Raw genomic sequence first — 16886 nt, forward strand, 5'->3', positions numbered from 1 at the left:
CTAACTTCTGCGTGACTTGCTTCCAGTTGAAAAGTGTTGCTTGGATGGGGCGATGACCACCACAGAAGCTGATCAGACGCCCCTTCCTGACAATGACACGGATCCGGAGACCAAGTCCGGGCCTCGCCATGCTGCGACCATTGCACCCGAACCCACGGATGAGAACGTGTGGTTGGAGGACATTCACGGCGAAGAACAGCTGGCCTGGGTCCGCGAACAAAACGCGCGAACCGAGGATTTGCTGGAGGACGCAGACTACGCAGCGGTTGAAGCCGGCATTCTGGAGGTCCTGGACTCGACGGACCGGATTGCCATGGTGAACAAGCGGGGCGATTACTACTACAACTTCTGGAAGGACCAGGAGCACCCCAAGGGTCTTTGGCGGCGAACAACCTGGGAGAGCTACGTTTCGGAGGCTCCCGAATGGGACGTGCTGCTGGACATCGATGCCCTGGCTGCCGCGGAAGGCGTCGAGTGGGTGTTTCATGGGGCCGGGTTCCTCCGCCCTTTGGACGGGGGCACGTACCGCTTCGCGATGGTATCGCTGTCTCCCGACGGCGGCGACGCCAACCGCCACCGCGAGTTCGACGTCGAGTCCCGCACCTTTGTTGACCCTGCCGCTGGCGGATTCGATCTGCCCACGGCAAAAGGCAACGTGAGTTGGCTGGATGCGGACACGCTGCTGGTCTCCAGTACGGCAGAGGGGTTGCCTGCAACCACCTCCTCGTACGCCCGGACCGGCGTGAAGCTGCGTCGTGGCCAATCCCTCACCCAGGCCGAGCGGATCTTCGACATCCCCGAAGACCACATGCTGGCCATCGTGGCCCACGACTCAACCCCGGGCTTCGAACGGACCTTCGCCGTAGATTACATCGACTTCTACAACCGCAATACGTGGCTGCTTCGCGACGACTCGTGGGTTGCGATCGACGTGCCCACCGACGTGAACATCAGCGCCCACCGAGAGTGGCTGATGTTCCGTCCTCAGAAGGACTGGGACGTTTCCGGCGTTACCTACCCAGCGGGTTCCTTGCTCGCCGCGGACTTCGAGGGCTACTTGGCTGGATCGCGGCAATTTGTGGTGCTGTTTACCCCCGATGATCACACGTCGCTGCAGTCGTGGAGTTGGACCAAGGACTATCTGCTGCTCAACCTCCTGCGCGACGTCTCTTCCGAAATCAGGGTGCTGGACCCTTCCCGCGTGGATTCCGACGGCGGCTGGGTCGCCACCGTCCTGGACGCGTGCCCGCCGCTTCACGACGTCAATGCGTATGCCGTGGACGACGAAGACGATTTCGGGGCGGGAAATGACTACTGGTTGGTCGCCACGGGTTTCACTACGCCCACTACCCTCACCCGCGGCACCCTCAGCGCTGGCGAGGTTCCTTCATCCGGCGTGGCTTCATCCGGCAACCCGACTGCAGGCGTGACGAGCCAGCATGCGGTGGTGAAGCGTTCGCCGTCGTTCTTCAACGATGGTGACTATGAGGTCCAACAACATTTCGCGGTCTCGGCGGATGGGACCAAAGTCCCCTACTTCCAGGTGGCATCCAAGAACCTGGTCCTCGATGGACAGAATCCTACGCAGCTTTCCGGCTATGGCGGCTTCGAAGTTTCACGCACCCCCGCCTACAGTGGCACCATTGGCAGGGCTTGGCTGGAGCGCCGCACTTCCGCCGCTGCCTTGGCTGACGGTCCCGGCTCGCACACACGCGGCGGCGTATATGTTGTGGCGAACATCCGTGGCGGCGGCGAATACGGACCCTCATGGCACCGGGCCGCGCTGCAGGAAAAGCGGCACCGCGCCTACGAAGACTTTGCCGCCGTGGCACAGGACCTGATCTCCCGCGGCGTGACCAGCCGCCGTCGACTCGGTTGCGTGGGCGGCTCAAATGGCGGCCTGCTGGTGGGCAACATGCTGACCCAGTACCCCGAACTGTTCGGTGCGGTGTCCTGCGGCGTGCCATTGCTGGACATGCGCCGCTACACCAAACTCTCCGCAGGATATTCATGGATCGCGGAATATGGAGACCCAGACGTGCCCGAGCAGTGGGAGTTCATCCGCACCTTCTCGCCGTATCACCTGCTTCGTGACGGCGTCGAGTACCCCGAAACCTTCATTTGGACTGCGACCTCGGATGATCGCGTAGGCCCCGTCCAAGCCCGCAAGATGGCAGCCCGGATGCAGGCCATGGGTATCCCGAATGTCTGGTTCCACGAGGCACTCGAGGGCGGGCATGCGGGCGCCTCGGACAACAGGCAGGCCGCCGCACTCCAAGCCCGAAGCAACCACTTCCTCTGGCGTGTGCTGGCCGGGAGCAACTGACGTTCCATTTCGATGGCTCGCTGCACGCAATGCCGTGCGAACGGCATGTCCGGCAGCGAGGCATCGAAATGGCCAGCTTATCGAAGGCGGTTTTGCACTGGACGGCACGTTCTGCGTATCCTTGGTGGGCTAGCAATAGCAAATGGAGACGTGCCAGAGCGGCCGAATGGGCTTCACTGCTAATGAAGTGTGGGGCACAACTCCACCGGGGGTTCAAATCCCCCCGTCTCCGCCCGAGGAAGCCCGGTAACTCAGTGAAGTTACCGGGCTTCCCCCCAAGAGCGGCGCAAATCCCCTTAGTGGCGAAGATGCCGCATCAAATGGCGACGATAGAAGCCAGACAACAAAGCTGTGAAGATTACCAGCTACGGCGCCGAATAGTACGACCACGCCGTAAGGCGCAGGCATACACTGACGACTGAGACCGACGCTCCCAAGTGGAAGAAGCTTCTCGTAGCCGTCAAGCACGACACCAAAGCCGCTGAGATGGCCTTGCTCCGGTAAATCAGCCGGTCCCCCTCATTCGAGGACGTAGCCCTTGGGCACACCGAAGGACTGATCAATTTCCGTGAGTACACCATCAAGCAGTACCGCGGGTACATCAAGAATCACTTCGGCGGCCTAGGACATCTGCCGGTAGACCTGATCACCGAAGACGATCTCATTCGCTGGATCAAGGGCATGATCAAGCGAGGCAGCTCCCCCAAGACGGTCGCCAACGTGCACGGCTTCATCCACGCATCCATGAACTCAGCCGTTCGCTGGCCCCTCCGCCCGGACAACCCGTGCAATGGCCGGCTGCTTCCGAAGGATGACACAACCGAAGACAAGGCCATGTTCCTGACCATGGACCAGAAGCACGTCATCATCAACCAGGCCGACGAATGGCAGCGCCCGATGTGGCTCCTGCTCATCGGCTCTCGGCTTCGCTTTGGCGAAGCAATAGCGCTCACTCGGGCCGACTTCCAGCTGGACGCAGCAACGCCCTCGGTGAGGATCACGAAGGCCTACCAAGAGATGGAAGAGGGCTGGGCTGTCGAAGCCCCAAAGGCGAAGAAAGCCCGCCGTGCAGTGGCGCTGGCGCCCTCCACCGTGGAAGCCATTGGCTCCCGCGTCGAATCGGCAGCGCCTGGCAGTCCGGCCTTCACCATCTCAGCCGATACGCTGGTCTATCCTCAGCACCGGCAATGGCTTGATAGCTAGTATGACGCGGTGAAGGCAGCTGAGGATTTCGAAGACGCCCCGCTGAAGATCTCCAAGCGGCCACGGATCCACGACAGTAGGCACTCCCACGCGTCGATGATGATCGCCGGCGACATGAACCTCTACGAGCTCGCAAACCGGCTCGGGCACGAATCCATCATCACTACGACCAAAACCTATGGGCACCTCGTTCCAGATGCGCATTTCCGGGCGGCCGCAATGGTCGAAACGGCACTAACAAACAGCATCGCGTCCTAAACGCCAAAAGCCCCCGGCCTTGCAGGATGGGGGCTTTGTTCAGTCGATGAGCAGCCTACGAAACCCTGCGCAGTGCCGCCCGGCGCACGGCCCCGAGTTCGGACGTGGTCAGTGTTTTCAGGTAGGTTTCCAGCACGCTGGGAAGCACCCCGAGCTCGGTAGCCACCGCCGACGAACACTGGACAAGAGAAGCGACTTCGAGAACTCGGTCCAACTCAATGAGCCGATATGCCGCCCATCTATTGGCCAGGCGCTCCCTGCTTCGGCGTTGCGCCCTCATGCCCGTAGTGTGCATGTCCAAGGTCGTGCATCAGGGTGCAATCGAACTGGACGGGCCCCAGCCGCATTCTTTCAGAGGCTCCCGCGTGCCCGAAGCGAATCAGGAAGGAATGCTCTCCTGAACGCGCTTGTGTGGTCGCCGCTACTTGGCATGAATTAGCTGATGAGCGTATTGATGGGACACGTGCAAGACTGCGCCGATATCCCTAACTGTGTAGCCATCGTGAGCAAGGTTCTGTGCGACCTGGCGGTTAAGTTCAGTGGCCTTCTTCTGCGCATCGCTGGCTTCCTTGGCCAGAGCGGTCGCCTGGTCAAGCTTGGACCGGGTCTCCTCTTCGATGACAGGAACGACTTCGACGTCGAAAGTCTCTTCAGAGTCTCCAGTGAGCGCCGCGGCAGCGTCGCGGACCATGGCGGGGATCTGATCCAGGCGGCGGGTTTGGGTGAAGAGCCCCGGCATTTCCGGGACCTCCACGGCCCACCAGCCCGTGCCGCGCTCGGCGCGTGCCGTAATCTTCATTTGCTTTCTCCGATCTGCTGCATGATCCTCTTGGCCAGTTTTTCGTCTATCTCATTGTGCCGCGGGACTCTCATTGTGCCGCGGGACTGTGGTCCGGACCGATGGTGACTAAGGTGTGATTGCCGCCCTCCCAGATGGCTAGGTCCTGCCCGCGTTCCTTGGCGACTCGTGCCAGCTTCTGCATCAGGTCCCTGCGCTTCATCATGACATTAGTCAATGCGACTAGACACTTCAAGTCGAGTCGACTAGACAACAATAGAACAAGCCAACCCATACACCCCACCCTTCACTGGGTGGGGGCTTTTCGTTTGATTAAGCGAAGCGGGTGTTCTCCGTCTTCCACTTCTGTAGCCGAGGAACCACCCAGAACGAGTAAATCCCAATGGTGATGACGATAAGCAGCAGCCATTTGATCCAGAGCCCGAACAGGCCGATCCCGGTCCCACTAAACTCCAAGCGCCGACCCATAAGCACAGTGTGCTTGCAGCGCCACCGTTCCAACAGAACGAGCGCGAACGGATAGCAAATACCAAGTGTGAAAACGGTGATCAGAAAGCCCAAGATTTGTGTTCCCAGGTAGTCGCCGGCGCCTCCGTCGAAAGTCATGAGCTTGCCGCCTGGCGCCATAGACAGGTCATTGCCACCAGCATTGATGTTCACAGACAATTGTTGCCCCTACAGATTGAGAAGTTCCGCCGATGCGAGCGGTTAACCATGGATCGTACAGGCATCCAGTTACCCTGAGGACCACATGTCCAGCCTTAGCATCGACTGCATGACCAGTAAACCAATTGCTCCTGTCTTCCGGACGCTCGAAGCAGTTGCCCCGGAGCTCGGCATGACGAAAACCGAATTGCGCGGGTACTGCCGACAGCCTGGCTATTGCACCAGGCTCAGCAAAAACCGGATCATGCTCGATCAGGACAACATCAAAGACCTGGTGAAAGCACGCAAAGCGGTGCCGCAACTAACCGCTTCTGACGATACGGACCATTTCGCATAGTGCTCCGCTGAGGACAATCACTCGTTTCTGGCGTGGCTTTCTGGCACCACGCGCCCAAACCAAAGCCTCCCCGATCGGGGGAATCAACCTTAAATTTCCCCCAACTTGTCCACTTTCTGCACTTGCAATAATCCCGGAAAATGGACCTACATGCCTTTATTTGCAAGGCAGAACGGGCCATAAGGGCGTTTCAAAAAATAGGGTTCAAATCCCCCCGTCTCCGCGAATTGGTCCCGGTTTTCGAACCGGGACCTTTTGCGTTTAATCCCAGACGCCTAGCACGGGCTTACATGGGGGTTAGCGCGCGCTGGGTTAGCTGCGCCAGGTCACCCCCGCTTGGCTCCGTGGCTGACTTCCGCGCCAGCGTGCCGGTGCAGGGTCAGGCTGTCCACTGTGCTGACCAGCATGAGGACAGCCATGGCTATGAAGGCCCCCTTGTAGGCCGCCACATGGTCCGCCCCGAGCACATCCGTTGTCTCGAACAGCCTCAGGAACAAGGCCCCCACGGCGATACCTGCCGCAGCCGCCAACTGTACGAGCGTGGCGGAGATAGCGTTTGCCGAGGGCAGCTGCCCCGGGACGATATCGGCATACTGCACGGAGGCGTAAGCGGAGAATCCGATGGATCGGAAGGCACCGCTGAGCAGCAACAGAGCGAAAATCAGGGGCTCGGGTGTTTGGGCATTAAGGAACGCACACAAGGCAAACGTCACGGCTGACGCGAACGATGCAAAGACGAGCACCGGCTTAAACCCGAAGCGCCTTATCAGGGGTGTGGTGGCCGGCTTGATCCCGATGTTGCCCACGAAGACTGCGGCGACCATAACTCCGGCCTTCAAGGGATCCCAGCCAAATCCATCCTGAAACATGAGAGGCAGCAGGAACGGAACCGAGCTGATGGTGAGCCGGTAAATGAATCCGCCCGTGGATGTCGCCCTGAAAGTCCTGGTGCCAAATACGCTGAGGTTGAACAGCGGAACCCTTGCTTTGCTCATCCACCAGACCGCACCTGCGAGGGAAACCACCCCGGCGGTCACCACTACAACAGCCAGCACATTGGATGCGTGTCCACCCAGCGTCTCCAGTCCCACCACAAGGGAACCCACGCCCAAGGTAGTCAGCAACAGGCCAAACCAGTCAAGTCGGCGGTTGGCATCAAATTGAGTCCGCGGAACCAACCTCAGTGCCGCAATGAAGGCAGCCAGGCCGAGGGGCACGTTAATGATGAAGATCCAGTGCCACGACAGGAAAGTGGTGAGCGCGCCGCCAACCATGGGAGCCAAAACGGGGGCAAGGAGGCCTGGCCATACCAAATAGGCGGTGGCGCGGAGAAGCTCGGATTTGGGCGTGCCCCGCAAAACCACCAGAGTGCCCACAGGAACCATCATGGCGCCGCCCACGCCCTGCGCCACCCGACTCAACGTCAGCATGGTCAAGTCGGTGCTTACTGCGCAGAAAAGGGAGGCAACAGTGAACACCGATATCGCCAGGCAGAATATCCTGCGGGCGCCGAACCGCTCGGCAAGCCAACTGCTCAACGGGATCCCCATAGCCACCGTCACTAAATAGGCGGTCATCGTGATGTTGATATCAGCAGGCGCCACCCGGAAATCGGCCGCAATGCTGGGGATGGCCGTGGTGAGGATAGTTCCGTCGAGAAACTCCATGAAGAACGTTGCCGCCACCAGCAGTGCCAAGCGCGGGCGCCAACTTGTTTCATTGGCCGCTTCGACGTCGGTGTTGCTCGGGTTTGTGCTCATGGCTCCGGTCCAAGTCTTGTCTGGTGGCCCGCAGCAGCAGGCGGGCGTGTTTGCTCGATCCTATAGAGGCACGGTGGGAGCGTTCACAACATGACGCTTTTCAGCTCTCCACCTTGCCTTGAAGCACTACCCCGGTTGAGCGTTTCCCCGCTCGCACCGTACCCCGCCTCCGCGCTATCCCGCCTGCGCGCCTTACCCCGCCTGGGCCAGGGCGAGCGGTAGCACGGCACCTACTCCGGACCGCCTGAGCGCCCTCGCCGCAACGGTCACTGTCCAGCGGCTGTCGATGAGGTCATCCACCAAGAGCACTGGCTGGTCACCAATGCCTGCCAGGGCCTGTGCCAGTTCCGGGCCGACGGCCAAACGGTCCCATACTCCCGCGAGCCTGTAAGCGCTGTTGCCGCCACGTGATCCTGTGGGACCACCGTGCTCTGGCTGCAGTTGACCCAGGTATGGCATCCGCCCTATGCCCGCGATTCCCTGCGCCAGGGAGTCCACAAGTTGTGGCTTGCTCCTTGAGGGAATGCTGACAACGGCTGCCGGGCGCCCCACCCCGCTCCAGGCAGTTCCACCGTCGGCCCCCGACCATTCGCGCAGCACCTGAACGCAGGCCTGCAGCATAGCGGGGTCCACGGCCCTATCGGGTGCTCCGGCGGCAAAGAGCTCGCGGAGCGCACCACCCCAACCCAGGTCTGTCAGCCTTGCCAGGACTCGGCCTTCGGAAATGCTTTCGTCCGGCTTGATCTTCCCTTTGACTCCCACACCCAGCCTGTCCATCCCGCTGGGCCACTGGAGCCGCGGTTCCACGGCGATCCCGGCTCGACGAAGCGTCTGGCCTGCTGCATCAACCGCGGCAGCTGCGATGTCCACTGGGAACCAGCGTCCAGCACAGTTGTCACAACGGCCGCAAGGGGCGGCGGTCTCGTCGTCGAGCACCGAGGTGATGTACTCCATGCGACAACCTGCGGTGTCCTGGTAAATCACCATGGAATCCTGCTCATCCACCCGCGCTTCCGCAATACGCGCGTATCGCTCTGCATCGTAGCTCCATGACCGTCCGGTCGCCCGCCAACCGCCACCCACGCGTTCAACTGCCCCGTCAACGGCCAGGACCTTGAGGAGGAGTTCCAGAGGCGTGCGCCGAAGGTCCACGCGGGCTTCCAGCGCCACCGTGGACATGGCCGAATTCGCCTCACCAAGCACCCTCAAGACGGCGTCGGCCTTTTCTGCTGAGGGCATGGATGCGGTGGCAAAATACTGCCATATTTCGCGGTCCTCGGAGCCTGGAAGCAACAGGACGTCGGCGTTGGCTGCGCCTCGGCCAGCTCGGCCAACCTGTTGGTAATAGGCAACCGGCGAGGACGGCGCTCCGAGGTGAATCACGAACCCAAGGTCGGGTTTGTCGAATCCCATCCCTAATGCCGAGGTGGCCACAAGCGCCTTGACCTGGTTGTCCTTGAGGAGTTGCTCTGCCCGCTCCCGATCGGCAGGATCCGTGCGGCCGGTGTAGGACAAGACATTGTGTCCAGCCTCGGAAAGAAGCCGGGCGGTGTCCTCTGCGGCTGAGACGGTCAGAGTGTAAATGATTCCGCTGCCAGGGAGGTCCGCCAGGTGCGTCAGCAGCCAGCCCAGGCGATCACGGGAGTCGGACAAGTTGAGAACGCCGAGCCGCAGTGACTCGCGGCCCAGTGCACCCCGGATGGTCAACACTCCGTCTCCGAGTTGTTCCTCAATATCGTGAACCACACGGGAGTTGGCGGTAGCCGTGGTGGCCAGGACTGGAACCGACTCGGGCAGTTGGGCAATGAGATCCGCGATGCGCCGGTAATCGGGTCTGAAGTCGTGGCCCCAATCGGAGATGCAGTGGGCCTCATCAATAACGAGCAATCCGGTCCTCCGGATCAGCTCGGGCAACTGGTTCTCCCTGAACGAGGGATTGGTGAGGCGCTCGGGCGACACGAGGAGAACGTCTACCTGGTCAGCTGCCAACTGGGCCAGGACAGTATCCCACTCAAGCGCGTTGGCCGAGTTGATGGCCACTGCCCGGACTCCCGCCCGTGCGGCCGCTGCCACTTGGTCGCGCATCAGCGCGAGAAGAGGAGACACGATCAGCGTGGGACCCGCACCCCGTTGGCGCAGCAACAATGAGGAGACGAAGTAGACGGCGGATTTTCCCCAACCCGTGCGTTGAACCACCAACGCACGGCGCCCGGCGTCCACCAATGCCTCAATGGCCTCGAACTGGCCGTCATGGAAGTCTGCTTCCGGATGCCCCACAAGCTCTCGAAGACAAGCCAAAGCCTTCTGGCGGGTAGGGGATTCCACGGAAACAGCAGCATTTGGGGAGTTGTTGGCCATGGATCCAGTATTCCAGCAGCCCCTGACAGCCAGAACCGGTGGTCGCGGCTATGTGGAAAAACTGCCCGTCACCGGACTGGCTTTCCACATAGCAGCTTCCCCGGTTCATGCTCAATTGCGCTGCCACAGTAGGATTGAGCCCGTGACTAGCGAGCAGAACAAGAACTTCGACCTCTCGACTTCCTTCAAGGCGTACGACGTCCGGGGCATCGTGGGGGAATCCATCACGGCTGAAATCGTCGAGGCAGTCGGTGCTGCCTTCATCGACGTTCTGGGCCTTGAGGGTGAAACTGTCCTTGTTGGCGGAGACATGCGCCCGTCCTCGCCGGAGTTCAGCCAGGCCTTCGCGAACGGTGCTGCCAGGCGCGGCGCCAACGTCCAGTTGCTGGACCTGATCTCCACCGACGAGCTCTACTATGCCTGCGGTGCCCTGAACGCAGCCGGTGCCACATTCACCGCCAGCCACAACCCCGCCGAGTACAATGGCATCAAAATGGCCAAGGCCGGGGCTCAACCGATTTCCTCCGAGACCGGCCTGAAGGAAATCCAGGCCCTCGCCGAGCAGTACCTGAACGAAGGCAGCATCCCCGCCGCGGCTACGCGCGGGCAGATCGGTGTTCGGGACGTACTGAAGGACTACTCCGAATACCTGCGCCAGCTCGTGGACCTTTCCGGTTCCCGTCCGTTGAAGATCGTCGTGGACGCGGGCAACGGTATGGCCGGGCTGACCACCCCGGCGGTGCTCGGTAACAAACTCCTCCCGGCCCTGCCGTTCGAGATCATCCCGCTCTATTTCGAACTGGACGGCTCGTTCCCGAATCACCCGGCCAACCCGCTGGAACCGGAAAACCTCCGCGACCTCCAGGCGGCCGTGATCAAGCACGGCGCCGACATCGGCTGTGCCTTCGACGGCGACGCTGACCGCTGCTTCGTGATCGATGAAAAGGGCGAGCCCGTCTCGCCGTCGGCAATCACTGGCATGGTCGCGCGCAGGGAGATCGCCCGCGCCCAGGCTTCCGGGGAACAGACCCCGGTGATCATCCACAACTTGCTCACCTCCAAGGCCGTTCCCGAACTCGTGGCCAAGGACGGCGGCCGGGCGGTCCGGACGCGCGTCGGGCACTCCTTCATCAAAGCCGTCATGGCCGAAGAAGGTGCCGTGTTCGGCGGGGAGCACTCTGCTCACTTCTACTTCCGGGATTTCTGGAACGCGGACACCGGAATGCTCGCCGCCATGCATGTCCTGGCAGCCCTGGGCGAGCAGGACGGTCCCCTCTCCGAACTCGGGCGTCAGTACGAGCCCTACGTTTCCTCCGGTGAAATCAACTCCGAGATCGACGACAAAGCAGGCGCGATCGAGCGGGTCCGCCTTGATTTCCAGAACGATGACGTCGAGATCGACCACATGGACGGCAGCACTTTCAGTGCCAAGGACGGCAGCTGGTGGTTCAACCTGCGCCCCTCCAACACCGAGCCCTTCCTCCGTTTGAACGCCGAAGCCAAAGACCTGCCCACCATGGAAAAAATCCGCGACCGCGTCCTGGCTCTGGTCCGGGCATAGGGACCGGCAAACATGAGCGAGCAGCCCATCGACGACGCCGATTCCACCGGGACCGTCCAGGAGCGTGAACTCCGGGAGATTCTGGGTACTGCACTGGGAACTGCCCAGGAGCACATACTGCAGAAAGGCGGCTTTCTCCCCTTTGGCATCACGCTTTCACATGAGGGTGAGGTGCGGATTGTCATGGTTTCTCCAGGAGAGCCGGACGAAGACGGTCACATTGACGCGGGGGCAATGTTGACGGATGTCGAGGAATTACTTCGCCAGGGACGGAACGATTACCGGGCCGTGGCCGTCGCAAGTGATGTCGCGCTTCCCGAGCACGGCTCGGATGGCATCCACGGCACTGCCGAGCACCGGGATGGCGGGGTCATGGCAGCCGTCATCCCCTACGTCCACACCGCTGAAGGGTTCGACTTCGGCGCCCTTGAGCCTGACACCCACGAGCCCTCGCTCTGGGTGGACTAGACCTGACTACGTAGGCTGATCCCATGAAAATCAACGCGTTCGCAGATGTCAGCCTCCGCGCCGTTATGGTGTTGGCGTCCGCCCCTGAGGGCACCTTGCTGACAACCCAGGCTGTGGCCGACGCCGTGGGAACTCCGTACAACCACGTCAGCAAGGCCATGGTCCGATTGCGAAGCCTTGGATTGATTGATGTGGAACGAGGCCGGCTGGGTGGCTCGCGCCTTAATGAAGCGGGGAGACAAGCGACCGTTGGCCAACTCCTTCGCCATCTGGACAGCCGACAGGATCCGGCGGAATGCCAGTCCCCCACCCATGACTGCCCCCTCATCACAGAGTGCGGTCTCCGTCACGCAATGAATCGGGCCCGCGAAGCGTTCTATCGCGAGCTGGACACCGTCGTCATCTCATCCCTCCCTCATGCCCGGCAGATGAATCCGGTCTTCCAAACAATTGGCCTCCGGCCCGAATTCAGGTCCCCCGCAACCCTGCCCTGACGGGTCGTCCGAGCAGGCCTGCGCTTCGATTTGCACATCTTTTCTACAAGGAGTAGAAATTGAGATGTAAATATAGGCATTCGAAATGCTTGTATTGTGACGGTCCGAATGACCCAGCCGGGCCCCTACCTCAGGAGAACCATGCTCTCGGAAAAATCCCGCCCCATTATTGAAGCCACTCTTCCGCTGGTGGGCTCGCGTATTGGTGACATCACCGCCGATTTCTACACGCGTCTCTTTGCAGCGCACCCCGAGTTGCTCGATGGACTCTTCAGCCGCTCCAACCAGCGCTCGGGTGATCAGCAACAGGCACTCGCCGGGAGCATCGCCGCCTTCGCCACCCATCTGGTGAACAACCCGGGCACCCTCCCGGAAAAGGTCCTGGCCCGGATCGCCCACAAGCACGCCTCACTGGGCATCGCCGAAGAGCAGTACGGAGTGGTCTACGAGCACCTCTTCGCAGCAATCGCGGCCGACCTGTCAGACGTCATTACACCGGAAATCGCCGAGGCATGGACCGAGGTTTACTGGCTTATGGCAGACGCCCTGATCAAGCTCGAAAAGGACCTCTATGCCTCCCAGTCAAACAATAAGATGTGGATGCCCTGGCGCGTGGTTTCCAAGGTACCGGCTGGCAAGGACGCCATGACATTCACCTTGGAACCTGCCGACGACACTCCGGTAACACCGGCCCTGGCCGGCCAGTATGTGAGCGTCAAGGTTGCCCTCCCTGACGGCTTGCGCCAAGTGCGGCAGTATTCATTGTCAGGCGACGCCGGCACCAGCCGGATCTTCACCACCAAGCTAAACGACGGTGGTGAGGTGTCCACCGCCCTGCATACCGCCGTCGAGCCTGGCGATGTACTCGAAATCTCCAACCCCTACGGCGAGATCACCCTCAAGGACGGCGAGGGGCCGGTTGTGCTCGCATCAGCGGGCATCGGGTGCACGCCGACGGCCTCGATCCTGCGTTCTCTGGCTGAGGCCGGCACCGATCGCCAGGTTCTTGTCCTGCATGCCGAACGCTCCATGGAAAGTTGGGCATTGAGCGGCCAAATGACTGCAGACGCCGCAAGCATTGACGCCGAACTGCAGCTCTGGCTCGAGTCGCCGCAGCCCAGCAACGAAGTGCACCGCGCCAAGGCAGGCTTCATGTCCCTGAGGGAAGTCGACATGCCGGCAGACGCTTCCCTGTACCTCTGCGGGCCGTTGCCCTTCATGAAGAAAATTCGCGACGAAGCAATCGAGGCCGGGATTCCGGCCACCCGGATCCACTACGAAGTTTTCGGCCCCGACGTGTGGCTCGCGAACTAAGGCAGAGCCGCAAACACAGTAAAAGCGCCAGAAGCACGACGGCGGCCCGCCACCTTTCATCCAAAAGGTGACGGGCCGTCGTCGTTCACTTAAGAACGCCGTTGTTCCTAAGAGGTCTAGCCCAGACGGGTCTTCAGACCGTCCAGCTCGGACTGAAGTGCCGCCGGGAGCGACTCGCCGAAGTTGGCGAACCATTCCTCGATGGACGCCAGTTCGGTTGCCCATTCCTCGGGGTCGACACGAACAGCCGACTCAACCTCAGCCGGGGTCATGTCCAGGCCCTCGAGGTCGATGGATTCACCGGTCGGCACGAAACCGATCGGGGTTTCAACGGCGTCAGCCTTGCCTTCGAGGCGTTCGATGGCCCACTTGAGCACACGCGCGTTGTCTCCGAAGCCAGGCCAGGCGAAGCCGCCTTCAGCCGTGCGACGGAACCAGTTGACCAGGAAGATCTTGGGCAGACGCTCCGGGTTTGCCTTGGCGGACAGGTTTACCCAGTGGTTCAGGTAGTCACCTGCGTCGTAGCCGATGAACGGCAGCATTGCCATGGGATCGCGGCGGACAACACCGACGGCGCCAGCTGCAGCAGCCGTGGTTTCCGAGGAAAGCGTGGCACCCATGAAGATGCCGTTGGACCAGTCGCGGGCCTCGGTGACCAGCGGGATGGTGGTCTTGCGCCGACCACCGAACAGGATCGCGGACAACTCCACGCCGTCCGGGCTGAAGTACTCTTCGGCCAACATGTCGATCTGGTCGATCGGCGTGCAGAAGCGGGAGTTCGGGTGTGCAGCCGGGGCGTCGGAGTCCGGAGTCCAGGACTCGCCGCGCCAGTCGGTCAGGTGCGCCGGAGTTTCCTCGGTCATACCTTCCCACCACACGCCGCCGTCATCGGTCAGGGCAACATTGGTGAAGATGCTGTTGCCCTTGGCAATGGCACGCATGGCGTTGGGGTTGGTGCCCCAACCGGTGCCTGGCGCGACGCCGAACAAGCCGGCCTCAGGGTTGACGGCGCGGAGCTCGCCTTCCTTGCCGAAACGCATCCAGGTGATGTCGTCACCGAGGGTCTCCACCTTCCAGCCCTTGATGGTGGGATCCAGCAGGGCGAGGTTGGTCTTGCCGCAAGCAGACGGGAAGGCAGCGGAGACGTAGTAAGTCTTCTGCTCCGGCGAGGTCAGCTTGAGGATGAGCATGTGCTCGGCCAGCCAGCCTTCGTCGCGGGCCATCACGGAGGCGATACGCAGTGCGTAGCACTTCTTGCCCAGCAGGGCGTTTCCGCCGTAGCCGGAACCGAAAGACCAGATGGAGCGCTCTTCGGGGAAGTGGACGATCCACTTGTCCGTGTTGCACGGCCACGCGACGTCGGCCTGGCCGGCTTCCAGCGGAGCGCCCAGCGAGTGGAGGGCCGGCACAAAGAATGCATCGGTCTGCGTGATGCGGTCCAGGACGTCCGAGCCGATGCGGGCCATGATCCGCATGGAAGCTACAACGTAGGCGGAGTCAGTGATCTCAACGCCGAACTTCGGGTCCTCTGCATCCAGGTGGCCCATGACGAACGGAATGACGTACATGGTGCGGCCGCGCATGGACCCGGCGAACAGGCCGCGCAGCTTCTGCTTCATCTCGGCCGGGGCCATCCAGTTGTTGGTAAAGCCTGCGTCGCGCTCGTTCTCGGAGCAGATGAAGGTCTGCTCCTCTACACGGGCAACGTCGGCCGGGTCAGAGAACGCCGCGAAGGAATTCGGGAACGTTTCCGGGTTCAGCCTCTTCAGGGTGCCGGCCTCGACAAGTTCGTCGGTCAGCTTCTTGTTCTCTGCTTCGCTGCCATCAACCCAGTGGATGCGGTCCGGCTGAGTCAGCTCGGCTACTTCCTCAACCCAGGCCAGCAGGCGTGCATGCGTAGTAGGTGCCTTCTCAAGCAGCGGCAGTCGCGCCAGATCGCCCATTGCGGTTCCCTTCCTCGGGTTCAGTGGTGTGTCCTAAACGATAGGGGTCCCGGACCAGACCAATCCCCTGTCAGACGTCAGATGTCCAGTGGGGACGAAACGAAAAACCCCTAGAATTCAAGGTTCCAGTTTCAGAGAAGCGCGATTTAAGTGAGGAAGGTCACATAGACCGGTCTAGTTGTCTAGATTACAGCTTTTCGATTTGGAACTTCACATGAACTTCTGTAAAGTTTATTGAGGTTCGAGGGGGTCAGAGAAACAGACCGCCGAGAATCACACGAAATGCGCCCATAGCTCAGCTGGATAGAGCGTCTGTCTACGGAACAGAAGGTCAGGGGTTCGAATCCCTTTGGGCGCACAGATAGAGACCCGCACCGGTTCGCCGGTGCGGGTCTCTTGTTTTGCCCGGCTGACCCAAGTAACTGGCATTAGTGGTTGTTTTGAGCGCTCATAACAACCACTAATGCCAGTCAGTTGGGTGAGCCGCGCGCAGAAACGGACAGGGCCGCCGTCGTACGTTCCGAAAAAGTACGACGGCGGCCCTTGCCGTAAGTGCGGACGCTTACTCGCCCACAGCCTCGCTGATGCGGCGGCGGATCCCATCGAAGTGACGGTTGAGAAGCTCGGCCGCGAGCACCTTGTCTCCCGCCGCAACGGCGGCATAGATGTTCCGATGAATGGCGGCAGTCTTGGCCAGGTCCTCGATACCGGCGCCGATCTCTACGTGGATCTTCCGGTATACCTTCCAGAAGACCCCCATCAGGTTGATCAGAAGCTCGTTGTTAAGGGGTTCGAATAGGCGGCGATGGAACTCGGCGTCGGCGGCCACGAAGTTCTCGCCGGCGGCAGCGAGTTCCTCCATTTGCTTCACCGATTCCTCGATGGACGCCAACTGCTCCTTGGTCATCACATCGATGGAGGAGGCAATCAGCCCAGACTCCAAGGCCTGCCGCACGTCCACCAGCTGCAAGGCTTCGAGTCCCTGGTGCCGGAGGGAAAGCCGGCCCCGGAATGTCAGGCCATCAGCCAAGGCATCGAAATTGCTGGGCGCCACGAACATCCCGAAGCCATGGCGGATCTCGATCACACCCAGGGCCTGCAGCACTTTCAGGGACTCGCGCAAGGTGTTGCGCCCTACACCGAGCGCGACCGAAAGTTCGCTCTCCGTGGGCAGCGGGTCACCTGCCTCGAGCTCACGCTCGAGGATGAGCTCCATAATGTCCGACTGCAACGCACGCAGCCGGGCCTGTGCACTGAACCGCGCTTGCGGAACGACACCGGAAGTTGTCATGGGCTCTCCTTGCCGATGCACTCCTCCCGCAGAGGCCTATGAACCTCGGATGCGAAGGAGTGCGGTGTTAATATTGAGGCGAGCTTAATGCCCACCGCAGAATGAGTG

The 16886-nt window shown here is 61.2% G+C and carries 16 protein-coding genes and 2 tRNA genes; 10 read left to right on the top strand and 8 right to left on the bottom strand.

Annotated elements, in window-relative coordinates; genetic code table 11:
• Positions 1–52 precede the first annotated feature (52 nt).
• The 4 genes from AB4Z15_RS11275 to AB4Z15_RS11290 all read left to right on the top strand — a co-directional run bounded on the left by AB4Z15_RS11275 (position 53) and on the right by AB4Z15_RS11290 (position 3787).
• Positions 53–2326, top strand: a complete 2274-nt coding sequence (locus tag AB4Z15_RS11275; protein WP_442017343.1) for a prolyl oligopeptidase family serine peptidase — start codon at positions 53–55, stop codon at positions 2324–2326.
• Between the two features lie 144 nt (positions 2327–2470).
• Positions 2471–2558 (top strand) — tRNA-Ser (locus AB4Z15_RS11280).
• Between the two features lie 449 nt (positions 2559–3007).
• Positions 3008–3529, top strand: coding sequence for a hypothetical protein (locus AB4Z15_RS11285; protein ID WP_442017344.1), 522 nt, complete (start codon positions 3008–3010; stop codon positions 3527–3529).
• A 9-nt stretch (positions 3530–3538) separates the two neighbouring features.
• Positions 3539–3787, top strand: a complete 249-nt coding sequence (locus tag AB4Z15_RS11290; protein WP_442017345.1) for a tyrosine-type recombinase/integrase — start codon at positions 3539–3541, stop codon at positions 3785–3787.
• 55 nt (positions 3788–3842) lie between these two features.
• Here AB4Z15_RS11290 and AB4Z15_RS11295 read toward each other — a convergent pair whose 3' ends face one another.
• The 4 genes from AB4Z15_RS11295 to AB4Z15_RS11310 all read right to left on the bottom strand — a co-directional run bounded on the left by AB4Z15_RS11295 (position 3843) and on the right by AB4Z15_RS11310 (position 5246).
• Positions 3843–4067 carry a hypothetical protein gene (locus AB4Z15_RS11295; RefSeq protein WP_442017346.1) on the bottom strand — a complete coding sequence of 75 codons (225 nt, stop codon included), beginning with the start codon at positions 4065–4067 and terminating at the stop codon, positions 3843–3845.
• A 141-nt stretch (positions 4068–4208) separates the two neighbouring features.
• Positions 4209–4586, bottom strand: coding sequence for a type II toxin-antitoxin system HicB family antitoxin (locus AB4Z15_RS11300; RefSeq protein WP_442017347.1), 378 nt, complete (start codon positions 4584–4586; stop codon positions 4209–4211).
• 70 nt (positions 4587–4656) lie between these two features.
• Entirely contained in the window at positions 4657–4791 is a 135-nt protein-coding gene (locus AB4Z15_RS11305) for a hypothetical protein (protein ID WP_442017348.1), read from the bottom strand.
• 107 nt (positions 4792–4898) lie between these two features.
• Complete coding sequence (locus AB4Z15_RS11310) at positions 4899–5246, bottom strand: DUF898 family protein (protein ID WP_442017349.1); 348 nt, start codon at positions 5244–5246, stop codon at positions 4899–4901.
• A gap of 115 nt (positions 5247–5361) precedes the next feature.
• Here AB4Z15_RS11310 and AB4Z15_RS11315 point away from each other — a divergent pair, with 115 nt between their 5' ends.
• Positions 5362–5589, top strand: coding sequence for a hypothetical protein (locus AB4Z15_RS11315; protein WP_442017350.1), 228 nt, complete (start codon positions 5362–5364; stop codon positions 5587–5589).
• A gap of 326 nt (positions 5590–5915) precedes the next feature.
• Here AB4Z15_RS11315 and AB4Z15_RS11320 read toward each other — a convergent pair whose 3' ends face one another.
• Together AB4Z15_RS11320 and AB4Z15_RS11325 are read right to left on the bottom strand one after the other, a co-directional pair.
• Positions 5916–7349 carry an MFS transporter gene (locus tag AB4Z15_RS11320; RefSeq protein ID WP_442017351.1) on the bottom strand — a complete coding sequence of 478 codons (1434 nt, stop codon included), beginning with the start codon at positions 7347–7349 and terminating at the stop codon, positions 5916–5918.
• 192 nt (positions 7350–7541) lie between these two features.
• Positions 7542–9707 carry a RecQ family ATP-dependent DNA helicase gene (locus AB4Z15_RS11325; protein ID WP_442004739.1) on the bottom strand — a complete coding sequence of 722 codons (2166 nt, stop codon included), beginning with the start codon at positions 9705–9707 and terminating at the stop codon, positions 7542–7544.
• Between the two features lie 142 nt (positions 9708–9849).
• Between AB4Z15_RS11325 and AB4Z15_RS11330 the strand changes: the two genes are divergently transcribed.
• The 4 genes from AB4Z15_RS11330 (at position 9850) to AB4Z15_RS11345 (ending at position 13544) form a co-directional block, all read left to right on the top strand.
• The gene (locus AB4Z15_RS11330) at positions 9850–11268 is read left to right on the top strand and encodes a phosphomannomutase/phosphoglucomutase (RefSeq protein WP_442017352.1); all 1419 of its coding nucleotides are present in this window, start codon (positions 9850–9852) and stop codon (positions 11266–11268) included.
• A 12-nt stretch (positions 11269–11280) separates the two neighbouring features.
• Positions 11281–11736: a hypothetical protein gene (locus tag AB4Z15_RS11335; protein WP_442017353.1), complete on the top strand. Its 456-nt coding sequence runs from the start codon at positions 11281–11283 to the stop codon at positions 11734–11736.
• Between the two features lie 23 nt (positions 11737–11759).
• On the top strand, positions 11760–12230 hold the full coding sequence (locus tag AB4Z15_RS11340) for an RrF2 family transcriptional regulator (protein WP_224094402.1): 471 nt from the start codon (positions 11760–11762) through the stop codon (positions 12228–12230).
• A gap of 141 nt (positions 12231–12371) precedes the next feature.
• Positions 12372–13544: a globin domain-containing protein gene (locus tag AB4Z15_RS11345; RefSeq protein ID WP_442017354.1), complete on the top strand. Its 1173-nt coding sequence runs from the start codon at positions 12372–12374 to the stop codon at positions 13542–13544.
• A 116-nt stretch (positions 13545–13660) separates the two neighbouring features.
• On the opposite strand, the gene AB4Z15_RS11350 is transcribed toward AB4Z15_RS11345, so the two are convergent.
• Complete coding sequence (locus tag AB4Z15_RS11350) at positions 13661–15487, bottom strand: phosphoenolpyruvate carboxykinase (GTP) (RefSeq protein WP_442017355.1); 1827 nt, start codon at positions 15485–15487, stop codon at positions 13661–13663.
• A gap of 284 nt (positions 15488–15771) precedes the next feature.
• On the opposite strand from AB4Z15_RS11350, the gene AB4Z15_RS11355 reads away from it, so the two are divergent.
• Positions 15772–15845: transfer RNA gene (locus tag AB4Z15_RS11355), tRNA-Arg, on the top strand.
• Positions 15846–16049: 204 nt separating this feature from the next.
• Here AB4Z15_RS11355 and AB4Z15_RS11360 read toward each other — a convergent pair.
• Positions 16050–16778: a FadR/GntR family transcriptional regulator gene (locus tag AB4Z15_RS11360; protein ID WP_442017356.1), complete on the bottom strand. Its 729-nt coding sequence runs from the start codon at positions 16776–16778 to the stop codon at positions 16050–16052.
• Positions 16779–16886: the final 108 nt, after the last annotated feature.

It is taken from the genome of Paenarthrobacter sp. 2TAF44, assembly GCF_052114885.1.
Taxonomy (GTDB): Bacteria; Actinomycetota; Actinomycetes; order Actinomycetales; family Micrococcaceae; genus Arthrobacter.

Bases quoted from the DNA above. Each gene is read 5' to 3' on its own strand.
- AB4Z15_RS11275 (WP_442017343.1), top strand. From the start codon at position 53: ATGACCACCACAGAAGCTGATCAGACGCCCCTTCCTGACAATGACACG.
- AB4Z15_RS11285 (WP_442017344.1), top strand. From the start codon at position 3,008: ATGATCAAGCGAGGCAGCTCCCCCAAGACGGTCGCCAACGTGCACGGC.
- AB4Z15_RS11295 (WP_442017346.1), bottom strand. From the start codon at position 4,067: ATGAGGGCGCAACGCCGAAGCAGGGAGCGCCTGGCCAATAGATGGGCG.
- AB4Z15_RS11300 (WP_442017347.1), bottom strand. From the start codon at position 4,586: ATGAAGATTACGGCACGCGCCGAGCGCGGCACGGGCTGGTGGGCCGTG.
- AB4Z15_RS11305 (WP_442017348.1), bottom strand. From the start codon at position 4,791: ATGATGAAGCGCAGGGACCTGATGCAGAAGCTGGCACGAGTCGCCAAG.
- AB4Z15_RS11315 (WP_442017350.1), top strand. From the start codon at position 5,362: ATGACCAGTAAACCAATTGCTCCTGTCTTCCGGACGCTCGAAGCAGTT.
- AB4Z15_RS11320 (WP_442017351.1), bottom strand. From the start codon at position 7,349: ATGAGCACAAACCCGAGCAACACCGACGTCGAAGCGGCCAATGAAACA.
- AB4Z15_RS11325 (WP_442004739.1), bottom strand. From the start codon at position 9,707: ATGGCCAACAACTCCCCAAATGCTGCTGTTTCCGTGGAATCCCCTACC.
- AB4Z15_RS11335 (WP_442017353.1), top strand. From the start codon at position 11,281: ATGAGCGAGCAGCCCATCGACGACGCCGATTCCACCGGGACCGTCCAG.
- AB4Z15_RS11340 (WP_224094402.1), top strand. From the start codon at position 11,760: ATGAAAATCAACGCGTTCGCAGATGTCAGCCTCCGCGCCGTTATGGTG.
- AB4Z15_RS11345 (WP_442017354.1), top strand. From the start codon at position 12,372: ATGCTCTCGGAAAAATCCCGCCCCATTATTGAAGCCACTCTTCCGCTG.
- AB4Z15_RS11350 (WP_442017355.1), bottom strand. From the start codon at position 15,487: ATGGGCGATCTGGCGCGACTGCCGCTGCTTGAGAAGGCACCTACTACG.
- AB4Z15_RS11360 (WP_442017356.1), bottom strand. From the start codon at position 16,778: ATGACAACTTCCGGTGTCGTTCCGCAAGCGCGGTTCAGTGCACAGGCC.